This window comes from Algivirga pacifica (assembly GCF_039543525.1).
Classification (GTDB): Bacteria; Bacteroidota; Bacteroidia; order Cytophagales; family Flammeovirgaceae; genus Algivirga; species Algivirga pacifica.
On record NZ_BAABJX010000059.1, the window covers coordinates 41,263 to 55,888 of the forward strand.

12 protein-coding genes are annotated in these 14,626 nt (G+C 40.8%); 6 read left to right on the forward strand and 6 right to left on the reverse strand.

Features of this window, described 5'->3' with window-relative positions; genetic code table 11:
- The first annotated feature begins 27 nt into the window (after window positions 1-27).
- The gene (locus ABD985_RS18725) at window positions 28-954 is read left to right on the forward strand and encodes an aspartate carbamoyltransferase catalytic subunit (protein ID WP_345374577.1); all 927 of its coding nucleotides are present in this window, start codon (window positions 28-30) and stop codon (window positions 952-954) included.
- A gap of 187 nt (window positions 955-1,141) precedes the next feature.
- Here ABD985_RS18725 and ABD985_RS18730 read toward each other — a convergent pair whose 3' ends face one another.
- Window positions 1,142-2,125, reverse strand: coding sequence for a ligand-gated ion channel (locus tag ABD985_RS18730; RefSeq protein WP_345374445.1), 984 nt, complete (start codon window positions 2,123-2,125; stop codon window positions 1,142-1,144).
- A 319-nt stretch (window positions 2,126-2,444) separates the two neighbouring features.
- Between ABD985_RS18730 and ABD985_RS18735 the strand changes: the two genes are divergently transcribed.
- Window positions 2,445-3,101: an energy transducer TonB gene (locus ABD985_RS18735; RefSeq protein WP_345374446.1), complete on the forward strand. Its 657-nt coding sequence runs from the start codon at window positions 2,445-2,447 to the stop codon at window positions 3,099-3,101.
- Window positions 3,102-3,244: 143 nt separating this feature from the next.
- Here ABD985_RS18735 and ABD985_RS18740 read toward each other — a convergent pair whose 3' ends face one another.
- The 3 genes from ABD985_RS18740 to ABD985_RS18750 all read right to left on the reverse strand — a co-directional run bounded on the left by ABD985_RS18740 (window position 3,245) and on the right by ABD985_RS18750 (window position 7,873).
- Window positions 3,245-3,925, reverse strand: a complete 681-nt coding sequence (locus tag ABD985_RS18740) for a class I SAM-dependent methyltransferase (RefSeq protein WP_345374448.1) — start codon at window positions 3,923-3,925, stop codon at window positions 3,245-3,247.
- Between the two features lie 13 nt (window positions 3,926-3,938).
- A complete protein-coding gene (locus ABD985_RS18745) occupies window positions 3,939-6,491 on the reverse strand; it encodes a YfhO family protein (protein WP_345374450.1) in 2,553 nt (850 codons plus the stop codon).
- Window positions 6,492-6,688: 197 nt separating this feature from the next.
- Entirely contained in the window at window positions 6,689-7,873 is a 1,185-nt protein-coding gene (locus tag ABD985_RS18750; protein ID WP_345374451.1) for a glycosyltransferase, read from the reverse strand.
- Between the two features lie 199 nt (window positions 7,874-8,072).
- On the opposite strand from ABD985_RS18750, the gene ABD985_RS18755 reads away from it, so the two are divergent.
- The 4 genes from ABD985_RS18755 to ABD985_RS18770 are packed head-to-tail and all read left to right on the forward strand — an operon-like array spanning window position 8,073 to window position 11,883.
- On the forward strand, window positions 8,073-8,816 hold the full coding sequence (locus ABD985_RS18755) for an FkbM family methyltransferase (RefSeq protein ID WP_345374453.1): 744 nt from the start codon (window positions 8,073-8,075) through the stop codon (window positions 8,814-8,816).
- A gap of 18 nt (window positions 8,817-8,834) precedes the next feature.
- A complete protein-coding gene (locus ABD985_RS18760; RefSeq protein WP_345374454.1) occupies window positions 8,835-10,175 on the forward strand; it encodes a flippase in 1,341 nt (446 codons plus the stop codon).
- 26 nt (window positions 10,176-10,201) lie between these two features.
- Window positions 10,202-10,885 carry a class I SAM-dependent methyltransferase gene (locus tag ABD985_RS18765; RefSeq protein WP_345374456.1) on the forward strand — a complete coding sequence of 228 codons (684 nt, stop codon included), beginning with the start codon at window positions 10,202-10,204 and terminating at the stop codon, window positions 10,883-10,885.
- 35 nt (window positions 10,886-10,920) lie between these two features.
- Complete coding sequence (locus ABD985_RS18770; protein ID WP_345374457.1) at window positions 10,921-11,883, forward strand: glycosyltransferase family A protein; 963 nt, start codon at window positions 10,921-10,923, stop codon at window positions 11,881-11,883.
- A 39-nt stretch (window positions 11,884-11,922) separates the two neighbouring features.
- Here the strand turns inward: ABD985_RS18770 and ABD985_RS18775 are convergent, their stop codons facing one another.
- Together ABD985_RS18775 and ABD985_RS18780 are read right to left on the reverse strand one after the other, a co-directional pair.
- The gene (locus tag ABD985_RS18775; protein WP_345374459.1) at window positions 11,923-13,230 is read right to left on the reverse strand and encodes a glycosyltransferase family 4 protein; all 1,308 of its coding nucleotides are present in this window, start codon (window positions 13,228-13,230) and stop codon (window positions 11,923-11,925) included.
- Between the two features lie 271 nt (window positions 13,231-13,501).
- Window positions 13,502-14,563, reverse strand: coding sequence for an NAD-dependent epimerase/dehydratase family protein (locus ABD985_RS18780; RefSeq protein WP_345374460.1), 1,062 nt, complete (start codon window positions 14,561-14,563; stop codon window positions 13,502-13,504).
- Window positions 14,564-14,626: the final 63 nt, after the last annotated feature.

Consider the following 14,626-nt stretch of genomic DNA (forward strand, 5'->3'; position numbering starts at 1 on the left):
TATGATAATCATTTGTCAAGATTCACTATCAATATGCTAAGCACAAAACATCTATTGGGCATCAAAGATCTTACTCCGGAGGACTTGCACCTGATCTTTGAAACTGCCGATAATTTTAAGGACGTTATTAATCGCCCGATCAAGAAGGTTCCTTCTCTTCGAGATATCACCATTGCCAATGTCTTCTTTGAGAACTCTACCCGTACACGCCTCTCTTTTGAACTGGCAGAGAAACGTCTTTCGGCAGATGTCATCAACTTTTCTTCTGCCTCTAGCTCTGTAAAAAAAGGAGAAACACTATTGGATACGGTCAATAATATCCTTTCTATGAAAGTAGATATGATCGTCATGAGACACTCTAGTCCTGGAGCACCTCACTTTCTTTCAAGACATATCGACGCTAATATCGTTAATGCTGGTGATGGCACCCATGAGCACCCAACACAAGCACTTTTAGATTCCTATTCTATTCGTGAAAAGCACGGTGATGTTGCCGGAAAGAAAGTCGTGATTGTCGGAGATATCCTACACTCCAGAGTAGCCCTTTCAAATATCTTTGCTTTGCAAAAACTAGGTGCTGAGGTAATGGTTTGTGGTCCCAATACACTTATACCAAGATATATTCGTGAGTTAGGTGTTAAGGTAGAACTAGACATCAAAAAAGCCTTGCAATGGTGTGATATCGCCAACGTACTCCGTATACAGATGGAAAGACAGCAAACCAAAAACTTCCCATCTACCCGAGAGTATGCGATGTACTATGGTGTCAACAAGCAATTGTTGGAAAGTCTGGACAAAGAGATTACCATCATGCACCCAGGGCCAATCAATAGAGGAGTTGAATTAACCTCTGATGTAGCCGATGCCGACAATGCCATTATTCTGGATCAGGTAGAAAATGGTGTGGCGGTAAGAATGGCTGTACTGTACCTATTGGCAGGACGTACACAATAAACTACTTCTGTTGAATCGTTGAATTGTTGAATTGAGCTTCGCTCGTTGATTCGAGTTGAATTGTTGATTGATATACATTATACACTAACATTCAAACAACATATCAACTCAAATCAACGCGCGAAGCTCAATTCACACGCCATGTAATGGTCACCAAAGGTGAAATTCAACGATTCAACACTTTTGCTTAGCTTAAAAACCAGCGAGCTAAACTCAAACCCAACAATACAGGAAAAAGCCATTTCGCTACTGAATCAACTTTTTTGCCCTTCTCTTCTCCCTTCCGTCTTCCAACCAGATTGGCAATCAGATCTTCTACCAGTGTAAAAAAGACAATGACCGTAGACTCCATCACCAAAACATCCATACGTGTCAGATAAGAAATCGTAGGCAAATCATTGTGAATCATAAAACGATAAGCCATCACTGTCAACATGGAAGTGATAGCGATCCCTACGCGAGTTCCTAGTTCTGAGACCGGAAGCCAAAAGGCTATCCATGACATCATCACAATAATCATCAAGGGTAAGATGACATTGTAAATATAATAGCCTGTCTCTCGCTCCGCTTTAAACCTAATATTTAAGGTAGCCTGAGTAGTAATAGCCTCTGTCACATGAACACTTTCTGTATCTACGGTATCCGATACAATCTTCCATCCGGCCACTGAAGGAGTTCGGGTCACACCGGATAAGGAGTCTACCTGAAAAAACAAATCATCCTTTTTATTTCCTAAGGCGACAATTGTGATCATAAACTCTTGGGTATCTAATGGAAAGTCTTCCAGGTGTAGCGGTTGTGAAAAATTCCCCCACACTCTAGCTCTAAGAATTACCGTTCCATCATTTTCCACCAAAGCCACCCTAGGCAAAGTGGCCCATACCTTCTGCTGATTCAGCATCTGAAAAGAAGGATGCCAGATACTATCCAAGGAGACTCTCATACTCCCCAACCCTTTATGCTCCAAGCGAGGGTCATGCCATCTTGCCTGAAAATAAAAATTAGCCACAAAGCTCTGCTCGGCATCATCTATATCATCAATATCGGAGATTACAAGTCCCACTTCCACTCTTGTCGGCTCTTCTGGATTGGGTCTTTGGGTATTGAATTGTTGTGCCAGCAGTGGAGAAACTAGCAACAACAAGAGCATTACGTTTAACGTCGCTTTCATTAATAATGGGTTCTTTCTGTTAGTACGATAGACCTTCAGGTTATCCCTGCGGATTATTTCTATATCAGAGCTTGTTTGCAACTGATTCAAACAAGCTCTTAATTATACTAGAATATAGGGAATTGAAGGTATTCTATTTCACGAATTTCAAAAAAAACGCTCTCACGCCTGTAACCTCCTCCATCTCCTGTATTATAAGGGCAACAGTGATCGTTTACCATTACAATTTGAGGCCTCTTTTTGTGATGTGAAATGGGCTTCCAGCTTAGGTTGGGAGCACTTTTCTCATGATTCAATTTATTATGCAAAATGATAAACTATGAAAAACACGAATTGGATACACGAATGGACGCCCTTTTTTAAAATGGTTGGATTGGCGGGAAGCCTTGGCTTTGTTCTAATGGCCTTTGAATGGAAAACCTATGATAAGCCGGAACGTTCCGCTCAAATGATGCGACAATCAGAAAATGAAGAACTTTTTGATAAAGCTCCTTTATTTGAGATTATCAAACCTAAGCCTCAGCCTGTGACTTCACCAAGAATTCAGGAGGTAGATGATGAGACAGAGCTTGAAGATATTGAATTTGAAATGCCTGAACTGGATCCCGATGAGGCGGTAGAAGAGATTTTTGAAGAACCTGCTGAAGAAATCGTTGAGGATGATATTGTCGACTTTGTAGAAGTGGAAGCTAGTCCCAGACAAGGGCTAGGAAAGTTCTATCAATGGGTTGCCAGAAATATGAAATACCCGAATCAGGCTCGAAGAATGGGCGTAGAAGGAAAAGTGTTTGTTTCTTTCGTGGTGGATCGACAAGGTAATATCACAGATGTAAAAGTCCTTAGAGGTATTGGGGCTGGCTGTGATGAAGAAGCTGCTAGAGTTATTCGAAAGTCCCCTCAATGGAACCCGGGAAGGGTAAGAGGAAGGGCCGTGAAGTCAAGAAGAATTATTCCTATTTTCTTTAAACTAGGTTGAATCGTTGAGGCAGCTTACGCTGCTTGTTGAATCGTTCATTCGAGTTGAACTGTTGACTGAAGTATATATTAACATTCAAACAACAAATCAACTCGAATCAACTCACCGAAGGTGAATTTCAACGATTCAACGATTCAACCTCATTACTTTGTACCTGCTGCCACGAACAGCTTTCCCCCTACCTTACTTTCCTTCACGGGAAGGTACTCCATATGAAAGTTGTTTACCTTGCTTTTTAACTCCTCGCTGATTGGTCGATCTAGATCTGCTTTTGCTATTTTCTCCACTAACCAGGTATTGAAATCTCTCTTCTCAGCAAAAACATCTACCACCACAATTTTACCTCCTTCCTTTAAGAGGTCTAACATATTAGTCATAATGGTTGTCCAATCAGGCATCACAGACAAACCTAATACACAAAGCACTTGATCAAACTTAATCTCCTTTCCGGTATACTCAGAAAGGGTATCTTTGGTCAAGTTACGGGCATCTGCTTGGAATAAGTGAATTCCCTCCCATTGATTCTTTTCTATATTATGGGTCGCTCTACGAAGCATTCCTTCTGAAAAATCCGCTCCATAAATTTCAATGTTAGCACAGCTCTTTTTCAGATGTGAAAAATTAGCGCCTGTTCCACATGCCAAATCCAACACTACATCTCCTTCTTTCAGTTCCAATAGTTCTACGGCCCTACGACGACTATCCGCATAGAGCTTCTCCAATGATTGGTCATAAAAATTAGAGAAGAAATCATACCATTTCATAAATGTCTTATTTAAAAAAGAGAGGTTGCCTTTCACTGAAGACAACCTCTGATCTATCATTTTATTAAAAAATCTATCCTACTACTTCTACCGCTTCCTCCTCCGATTTCTTGAAGCTATAAACACTCCAACCTATCGCTAATAATGCCAAAGCAAACATCAAATAAGATGCCGATAAAGTAATTGTTGACCCTACCACATAAGATGTAGGTTCAAAGTCAAATGTAATCGTATGCGTTCCGGCTGGTACTTCCAATGCTCTAAGAATGTAATTAGCTCTTAATACATCCACTTCCTTACCGTCAATTTTAGCAACCCAACCTTTTGGATAATATACTTCTGAGAACACTACCAAGCCATCTTTAGTAGAGCTTGTTTGATATTCAATGTGACGATTATCAAAAGACTGAAGAGTGGCTGTTGCTGTACTATCAGCAGCATAGTCCTCTTTGGACAACTCAAACTGATCGGTATTAATAATCGCTGTATTTTCAGGGTCAATTTGTCCCAAATAAGTCATCTCGTCATCTGCCGTATTCACAGTAATCACATTATTTACAAACCAAGCATTTCCCAGAGCCTCTGGATTGACCAATACCTGCTCTGCCTTATCTCCAAACTTGATATACTTTGTATTCAGCATATTGATTGTCTTCAAGGTAGAGAAATCCGGTTGCCCTGATTGCAGAGAAGCAATAAATACCTGTTGCTCCTGTACAAACTGACGCTCAATCATATCCTGGTAGCGACGCATTTTAGCCGCAAAGTAACCTCCGATCGACTTATGGAAATAAGAAGTTCTTGCCTCCTGGAAAGTATTTCCCAACGTCATCACACGATAGTAAGACTCATCTTGCAGAATACGTTTATCCGCTTCCGTTTTCGTAATTGACAATTGCTTATCCCCTGCATCCAGGTACTTCGTGTCATTCAGGTAATTTTTAGCCACTAACCAAACATCTCCTACCAGTACTAGTCCAATAATCAATAGGCCCACTTGCTTGGATACTTTCTGCTTGAGCACTGCCCAGATCAACCCAGCTGCCAACAGCACCAATACCAAGGAACGCATCGCACTACTTCTGGCCATCTCTACACGTTCTTGTTCCAGTCCTTTGACCAGTGTCTTCACCACATTGGCATCCTTAATCCCAAACATACGTCCCACCATACTCATGTCCTTATTCATACCGTCAGGTGTTTGTGCTGACATATCCATCATACCGACGGTCACCATTACTAATAATGCCATCCCTGCAGCTATGCCAGCTGCCGTAAAGAGCTTTTTAATACGCTCCTCTCCTTTCTCCTCCAATAGTTTCTGCAATCCCATATAGCCCATCAAGGACATCAGCAATGTTGCCAATCCCTGTGCCATAGATACTGACCTGAACTTATTGAATCCCGGAAAGTAATCGAATAGAAGATAATTAAACCACTGCAAGTTACGTCCCCATGAGAACATCAGTAATAAAACAATCGCGACAGTCATCCATACTCTTTGCTTGTTATCCAGCATTACCAGCCCTAGAATAAACAAGAAGAAAATCACCGCTCCCATATAAATTGGTCCTGCGGTAAACGGTTGATCTCCATGATAAGTAGGGACACGGAATCCTTCTCTACTTACAATCTGTGCTGCTTGCTGAGGATTACCTGTCACCCGACTCAAGGCTTGCTCAAAGGCACCACCTCTTTTTGGTTCTTCATAACTCGCTCCTCCATATAAATTAGGTACAAACAAGGTCAACGTCTCCGCTTTGCCTTGACTCCATGAAAATGCATACTCTTTACTCAGTCCTTCTTCTGCTTGTCCTTCTCCTTCTGTCAGTGGAGTCAGCTCCATCTCTCCCCTTGTAGAATAAGGTGTATATTCCAATAATGTCCATAACCTTACCGTTTGGGTAGCACCCGCCAGCACAGCCCCTAACAGTAATACGCCAGCCGCTTTTGTAATAAACCCGAAGTCCTTTTCCTTGATCGCTTCTGCCAAGATACTCACGGTATATACTACACAAGCAAAGATCAGGTAATAGGTAATCTGAAGGTGATTGGCACGGAGCTCCATCGCTACCGCCAAAGCGAACACAGCAAAGCCCAACCCAAACTTACGTTGGCGGATCAATGCCATTCCTCCCAATACAGGCCCTGCATAAGCGATCGCCCACATCTTGGTCATATGCCCTGCCTCGGTGCTCACCACATAAAAGGTATTAAAGGCAAAGGCTATCCCCCCTATAATGGCCAGGTAAGGATTCACTCTGAAACAAAGAAGCGTTACCCAAAACAATAACATGCAACGGAAAAAAACACTTGCTGTGGTATCCCCATCAATAAATCCTCTTGTCAGGGTTTCTACCCATCTCAAAGGGCCGTCCTCAAAGCTAGCTATCAGGTATTCTGGAAAACCACCAAACATCGCTACATTCCAAAGAGGTGCCTCTCCATCGTGGCTCTCCGTGTACTGCTCCGACAAGTGCTTCATCCCTTGAAACTGCAGGATATCTCCTTGGGGTAGCCTATTTCCTTCCAATAACTCTGTCTGGAAATAGACCATGGTGATTAGATAAAAAATGGGTATCGCCAGAATATAAGGCAAGCTTGCTTGCCAGTTAAAACGCTTCATCTTTTTTTCAGTATCAGTTTATTCAATAAAAAGTCGCCGTCTAAGAGCTTGTTTGGAATACTGATTCAGAAAGAAAATCCCTCTAATCAGTATTCTAAACAAACGCTAAAGTTATCAAATATGAAGAAATATTTGGAACATCACAGGGTAAAGAGTTTAAAAAGCATTCAGAGTTTGTTCAAACAGTTGCTCACTACCTATGACAAAAGCTTTAAATACGCTTCCCTCATCTTTTCCTCACTCCAATGCTGTTGTACATATTCAGAAGCTTCGGTAGCCTGTCGACGAATGTCCTCCAAAGGACGCTGCAATAGTTCTTCTAACTGATGTTTTAAGTCTTCCCTTCCTTGAAAAGTCACCCCTCTATCATCAGACAATTGCTCTACGATTCCTCCAATATGATTCCCCACTACCAATACTCCCGCTGCCATCGCTTCCAGTACCATTAAACTAAAGTTTTCAGCAATAGACGGAAATACCATGATATCTACCTGATTATAAAAATCATTTAATGCATCCCGATCACGAATAGGGTCAAACACTTGTTGTTTCTCCACTCCTTCTACTGGGGCACCGATCACAAAAAGCTCAAAACTTCCCTCTATCTGTGCAGCCAAAGAACTGAATAACTCTGCCCCCTTATAGGGATTACTGCTATTGAAAAAAAGAATGCGAGGTATCTCCCAATCCCGATGCTTCTTATTTCGAAACACATTAGTATCTATTCCATTTTGGATGACATGAATTTTTGCCCGATCAGGGATGGTGTAAGCACTTAGCAAGCAATCTTTCAACCAGTTGGAGACAGGAATGAAAGTTAACTTCTCCTGTACTTCCTGAAAAACTTCCTTCTTTCGCTCCATATACTTTTGACGGCGATCGACCAAAGGATTTTGACAGGCGAAAAGGTGCTTGTAAAGGGTTTTAGCATCCCCTGTCTTATATTGCTCACTATCCAAGGTATAGACCTCACCCCCAGTAACAACCCACATATCATGCAAGACCCAAACAACTTCTTTCTCCCTGCCAATTGCGACAAGGGCATCCAGGTCAAAATAATCACTATGAATATTGTGGAGAAAGATTATATCTGCTTCCTGATATTGCGGGGTATTTTTAAGGAATTGGTAGGTGCCATGTACCGGATATAGTACGCCCAAATCAGTAAATAATGTATGATTAAAAAACTTTTTCAGCACACTATCCACTCCCTCCAATAGCTTGCTCAAAAATGTCCTTTTTAAAAGAAAAACCCCTGGGACGTTTCCTTTTTTCTTTTTAACAAACAATGCATCTTTTCCAGAAGATTGCTTAAGCATATCCAAGGCAAATTGCTCTGCTCCTCCTCCCTGATCAGCGGTATTTATATGTAAAATATTCATAGATAAAAGAATCAAACGTCCTATTGATCACTATACGCTATAATACTCGCTTGAGGTTAAACTTTTCCAAAGGAATAGTCCCTAACGAGTGCTAAAGGCGTATATTTTCCGGGTAAATTATTGTAAAAGGATTTTTTTTTATAATCTTGATGAGAAAACTCCAACAAATATTTTTTTCACTTAACTGTACATCTGATTTATGAAATCTCTACTACAGAGCATTAATCTTACCTACGTCAAAGCAAAGATAGAAATTGCTGGTTGGTATTTTGATCAATTCACAAAAGAGTATAAAACAGAAAACTGCACCTTCCACATTCCCAAAGAACTTACCACAAGGACTTTTAGAGGCAACTTTCCTCTAGGCTATTATGAAAAAGAAGAACGGTTTTACTTGAAAAGATACCTACCAAAAGATGCTTCTGTCTTAGAACTAGGAGGATGCATAGGTGTAGTTTCTTGCACAGCCTCTAAATTACTGGACGATAGTCGACGTCATGTAGTCGTAGAAGCAAACCCTGCCCTAATTCCTTGGTTAAAGCAAAATAGAGACCGAAACAACCTTCACTTCAGCATTGAACATTGTCTTATTTCAGAATCTCCTCTCAATGACTTTTATGTAAACCCTTCTATTGTCAGTAGTAGCAACAAAAAAAAGGTAGGTGAAAAAATTCAGGTCAAAGGAAAAACCATACAAGAATTAGAACAACACTATCAGATCCAGTTTGATACTCTATTAATGGATATTGAAGGCGCTGAAATTCATTTTTTAGAAAATAACAAGTCATTTTTGGAGCAAATTAATCTGATTATGTTTGAAATCCATAATTTTGACGGCATTATGACCGACGAGGAAGCAAAGCGATGTGAAGAACTACTCTCTAATGCCGGTCTAAAAAAGGAAGTAGAGGAAGGGTATTTCCAAATCTGGAAGCGCCCATAACAAACAAGAGGTATGTGGATGGATAAATTGAGAGCCGTTCTGAGAAATCAAACGCTCATGGAGGTTGTGTCAAATATCAACTGGCTGATGATTGATCGGGTTGCCCGTATAATAATTGGTTTACTCATTAACGCTTGGGTTCGAAGATACCTTGGTCCAGAAGAAATCGGTAAATGGGACTTTGCACTCGCTCTGGCAAGTATTTATAGTATCATCGCTGCCTTAGGACTCGATAATATTATTATCCGGGACATCATTAATCACCCTTCCAGAACACTCACCATTCTGGGTACCTCTTTAAGAATACGTCTCTGGAGTGGCTTATGTCTGGCCTTGGTCAGCATCCTCAGTATGGTTCTTTTTATGCAACACAATACGGAAGGACTCCTGCTTATGGCCATTGCTTCATCCCTTATTGTGGTCAATGCCACGGAGAGTATTGTAGCCTATAACAACTCTCAATTAAAATCGAAGTATACCGTCATCGCGAAAGGAATTCCTTTTTTCCTCTTTGCTGGTATCAAGGTGATATTAATTCTTAACGAACTACCTTTAATCGCCTTTGTATTGGCTTATGTGGGTGAACTAATTATTGCAGGACTTCTTTTGTTATTGATTTTCCACCGGAAAGTTGACTCTGTTTTTAGATTAAAAAATAGCAATACCATTGGTCGTATGATGTTGAGACACAGTTGGCCACTAATGGTCTCAGGTCTTGCTTATATGGTCTATATGCGCATTGATCAAGTGATGTTGGGTAATATGCTAACTACAAAAGAGGTAGGAGTCTATAGCACAGCGATTAAGCTCTTTGAAGTACCTATGTCTATTTTAACCATTTTGAGTTCTACCTTTTTTCCTAAGCTTACCGCTTTTTACAAAAAAGATGAAACGCTATTTTTTGATAATTACAAGCGTATTGTCAATCTCATGACTTTCCTGGCTTATGGAGGATTACTTCTCACCTTCGTCAGTTCGCATTTTATCGTTCACTCTTTGTATGGAGAGGCTTATGCTGATGCCGCCCCTATTCTTATTATTCTTACTACAGGTATTATCTTTATGTTTAACGGTGGATTTCGGGGTACATACCTAACCATACGTAACAAACAAGGCATTATTTTGGTAATGGCTATTCTAGCGGCGAGCATTAATATTTCATTGAATTACTTTTTTATTCGAAAATGGGGACTACTTGGGGCAGCTATTGCTTCTGCCTGTACGCAACTTATCATGACACAATTTGCCAACTTACTCTATTCAGAAACACGTACCTTACTAAAAATTCAACTTAGAGGATTATTCTTATTAGATATTATCCCAACCATACGCTTCTTTTTAAATCAGAAAAAAGGATAGATAAGTATTTTTATTAATAAGTGAATATGAAAAACAAAGCTATTGAAAAACTGTGTACCACTTTTTTAGGTAAAAACAAGGGCGGTAGATTCTATAATTTGATCAGTGCAGGAGGTGATTTATTTTTATATAAAAACAGTTATCTCAATACCACTGGATGGGTCGAGTCTTTTCAAGAACAAAAACCTATCTCCTCTAATGCTGTAGCCATTCCCTGGGTCACTTACAGCTTTATCGCTTTTATTGAGCAAAGGCTCCACAAAGAGTTGACAATCTTTGAATACGGAAGTGGCAATTCTACCATTTACTATGCCAATGCATGTAAGCAAGTGACTGCTGTTGAAAATGACAAGAATTGGTTTTCGATGATTGAAAGTCAGATGCCCGCCAATGTTACGTTATTGTTTGAATCACTAACAGAGAAAGATCGATACGTTAAACAAGCCATTGCAGAGCAACAACAAGCTTTCGATATCATTATAGTGGATGGACGAAAACGTGTTGCCTGTGTAAAAACAGCCATAGAGCATCTCTCTGAGAGAGGAGTTGTGGTCTTGGATGACTCTGAAAGAACACAATATCAGGAGGCGTTTTCCTTTATGAAAGCACAAGGTTTCAAACAGTTGGATTTTTGGGGACTTGCTCCGGGAATGGTATATAACAAATGCACCAGTGTATTCTACAGGGAAGAAAACTGTTTAGGCATCTAATAACATTTCAACCGTCGAAAAAAGTATCATCCGTAATGAATCATATGCCAGCTCCTATCGTACTTTTTGTATACAATCGTCCTGAACATACCAGGAAAACCTTAGAAGCACTAAAAGCCAACACTCTTGCCGACAACTCTTCTCTTTACATCTATGCCGATGGGTTAAAGGAGGGAAGTACTAAGGAGCAAGAACAAAGCTTATTGGAGACAAGGGCCATCATACAAGAACAACAATGGTGTAAAAATGTAGAGATTATTATCTCAGATCACAATAAAGGCCTGGCACAATCCATTGTAGAAGGCGTTACGAATACGGTCAATCAATATGGAAGGGTCATCGTTCTGGAAGATGATATTGTCACAGCGCCCCATTTTCTGGAATTTATGAATGAGGCACTTACCCTTTACGAAAAAGAAGAGCGTGTCATGCATATTGGGGGCTATACCCCTCAAGCCTTTCCCAAAAGAGATGCTTTTCTTCCTACTGAAGAGACTTTTCTCATACAATTTATGACCTGTTGGGGATGGGCTACATGGAAAGATGCCTGGAGTAAATTAAACCTCGATACTGCTTACTTACTGGAAGAAATCAAGAAAGAAAATCGCTTCAAACGTTTTAACCTGGATGGGAGTATTACGTTCCATAAACAACTGGAATGGAATCTTGAAGGCAAGATGAAGACCTGGGCGATCAAATGGTTCACTACAATTTTTCTGGAAGATGGGTTATGCCTACAGCCCTCCCGCTCTATTGTACGCAATATAGGGTTTGATGGTACGGGAGAAAACAGTGGTGAATTGTACGACAACGTCTATGCGATAGAGGAATTTCCAACCCCTATCTCAGTAAAATTTCTTCCGATAAAAGAAAGTAAAGAAGGAAGGGCTTATTTTAAAGCTTTTTACCAATATGCCAACAAAAAGAGTTTAAAGCGCTTTCTGCGAAAGGTAAAGAATAAGGTAAAGCAAATTTTGGGAGTCGAAATACATGATTAATGATTGTGATGCCGCGCCTATGATGCGGCATCACAATCCCTATTTATCTCCACTAATCTGATCTAATATACCTGCTACCTGCTTCGTCAAATAACGATTAGACAAACTCTCCAACTGATTCGTTTCATGAGGCACTTTACCCTCTTTCAAAAAGTCCTCCAGGTACTTTAGCAGCATTTGTTTTATATCTTGCTTATTATCATAAGTCAAAGTAACACCTGCCCCTGCCTCTCGAATGATATTCGCCGTATCTCCGGTAGTATCCCCCAAACAAAGAATCGGTCTGGAAACTCCTAAGTACTCGAATAACTTTCCAGGAATACGTCCACTAGCATTCTTCGCTTGATTAAGCAGCAATAACAGTACTTGTGCATTGGCACACTTCTGCAATACCTCTTGTCTTGGAATATTCCCTTGTACTTCGACCCAATCCTGCAGTCCTAGCTCATCAATCACCTTTCGGACACTCAGATCTACCTCCCCTATCAACTTCAGTCTAAAATATTGCTTAAAAGTATCGTTCTCATCCAGTAGTTCTCTCACTGCTTGCAACAGGGTAGCTGGATTTCGATCTTCCCCTATTAAACCTGTATGTAATAAAGTGAGCTTTTGATCCAATGTAGAATTCAGCTCCTGATAATCTTCATGGTCAAAACCCCAAGGAATTACCGACACCTCCCTGGCTCCTATCGCTTGCAAATCCTTTTTCCATTGATGACTCACAATGGTAATATGATCGGCGTATTCAAAAACCTCCTGTTCCAGGCGATGATGTTTACGATTTGCCCAAGATGTTAAGATGAGTTTCTCGAAATAATCTACCTGTGTCCAGGGGTCCTGAAAGTCTGCCAACCAAGGAATCCCTAATCGTTTCTTCAACTCACAGGCAATCACATTATTGGTATGAGGAGGACCAATTGCCCACATCGCATCCACTGGATTATCTTTCAGGTATTTAGTAAGATAATTGACCGACCTGACTATCCAAAAAGCTCTGGCATCCGGGATAAAAAAATTACTTCTTACCCAAACAGAAAGTTTATGCAATAGGCTTTCTTTATCGTCATTGGCAACCAGGGCATTTACCACATTGGCGTCATCCTGTTTACCCATCAGTTTGCGATAGTACTTATAAGGCTCAAATATCGGTTGCTTGATCACGGTAATTCCCTCTGGAATATCTTTATCGTTGGAGTGATCAATCCCCGGGTAGTCTGGATTCTCTGCGGTATATACGATAGGCTCCCAGCCATTCTCCCTCAGGTACTTGGCTAGTTTCAATGTTCTTAAAACAGCAATCCCAGCACTCGGTGGCCAATAGTAGGAAACCAATAAAACTTTCTTCATTTGATTGAAATATGAATATATCGAAATATAGGATGTGCCAGTGGCGCTTCCATACGATGTGCATACATAAGGGCGCGAGCACATGGTGAAGTCGCCAAACACTGGTCTTTGCGTCCTCGCAAAGACCAAAACATAATGTGAGCGTCCACGCTCAGGTTCTATAAGCGTGAGCGTGGACGCTCACATTATGTTTAAAGTCCTAGCGAGGACGCTAGGACTAGTACTTAGGCATTGTGCTGGTGGGGGCGACCACGTGGGGTCGCCCCTACGATTATACGCGATTGCTCATACTATCGTGAATCTGTACTAGAATATCCTCCAAGTTATACTTGTATTCCCAATCTGGGTAATGCGAACGGAACTTGGAAATATCACTGATCCACCACATATGATCTCCAATACGGTTATCCTCCGAATAAGTATAGTTCATCTTCTTGCCAGTGATCTTCTCACAAAGAGCGATTCCTTCCTGCATAGAGCAATTGGAATGGCGGCTTCCTCCGGCATTATAGGCTTCTCCCTGCATAGGGTTCTGATAGAAGTGCCAGAACATATTCACCAAATCCCAGCTATGAATATTGTCCCTTACTTGCTTTCCTTTATATCCGAATACGGTATAATGATCTCCTGTGATCGCACACTTCATCAAATAAGATAAGAAACCGTGTAGCTGTGTTCCTGAGTGCTTCGGCCCTGTCAAGCAACCACCTCTGAATACTCCCACATTCATTCCAAAGTACTTACCATATTCTTGTGCCAACACATCTGCGGCTACCTTGGAAGCACCGAACAAGGAGTGCTTCGTATCATCCAGACTCATTGTCTCTGGAATACCCTTCTCAAAGTACATATGATCCTCTGCAACCTCCCAACGAGTATCCAGCTCTACCAAAGGCAGTTTATTTGGGTTATCCCCATATACTTTATTGGTAGAAGTAAAGATAAAGACTGCCTTTTCTGCATATTGTCTTGTTAACTCCAATAGGTTTAAGGTGCCATTGGCATTAATCGTAAAGTCCGTCAACGGTTCCTTTGCAGCCCAGTCATGGCTTGGTTGAGCGGCGGTATGTACGATCATTTTGATATCACTGCTATATTCCTGAAAGATCTTCTCTAGTCCCTCATAATTACGGATATCCGTCGCGTAATGCTTATAATTGGTAACCTGATTCTCCAAACGCATTCTGTTCCATTCCACAGAGGCATCTGCTCCAAAAAGAACTTCTCTATAGTTATTGTCAATACCAATAACCTGATCAAATTTATCTGCAAAAAACTCTACCGCTTCGCTACCAATTAGGCCTGCGGCTCCTGTTACAATTACTACGCTCATTTTTAATCTATATTTATGGTCTATATTTTCTTTTTTATAGTGATTGGTGGCTGGTGATTAGTG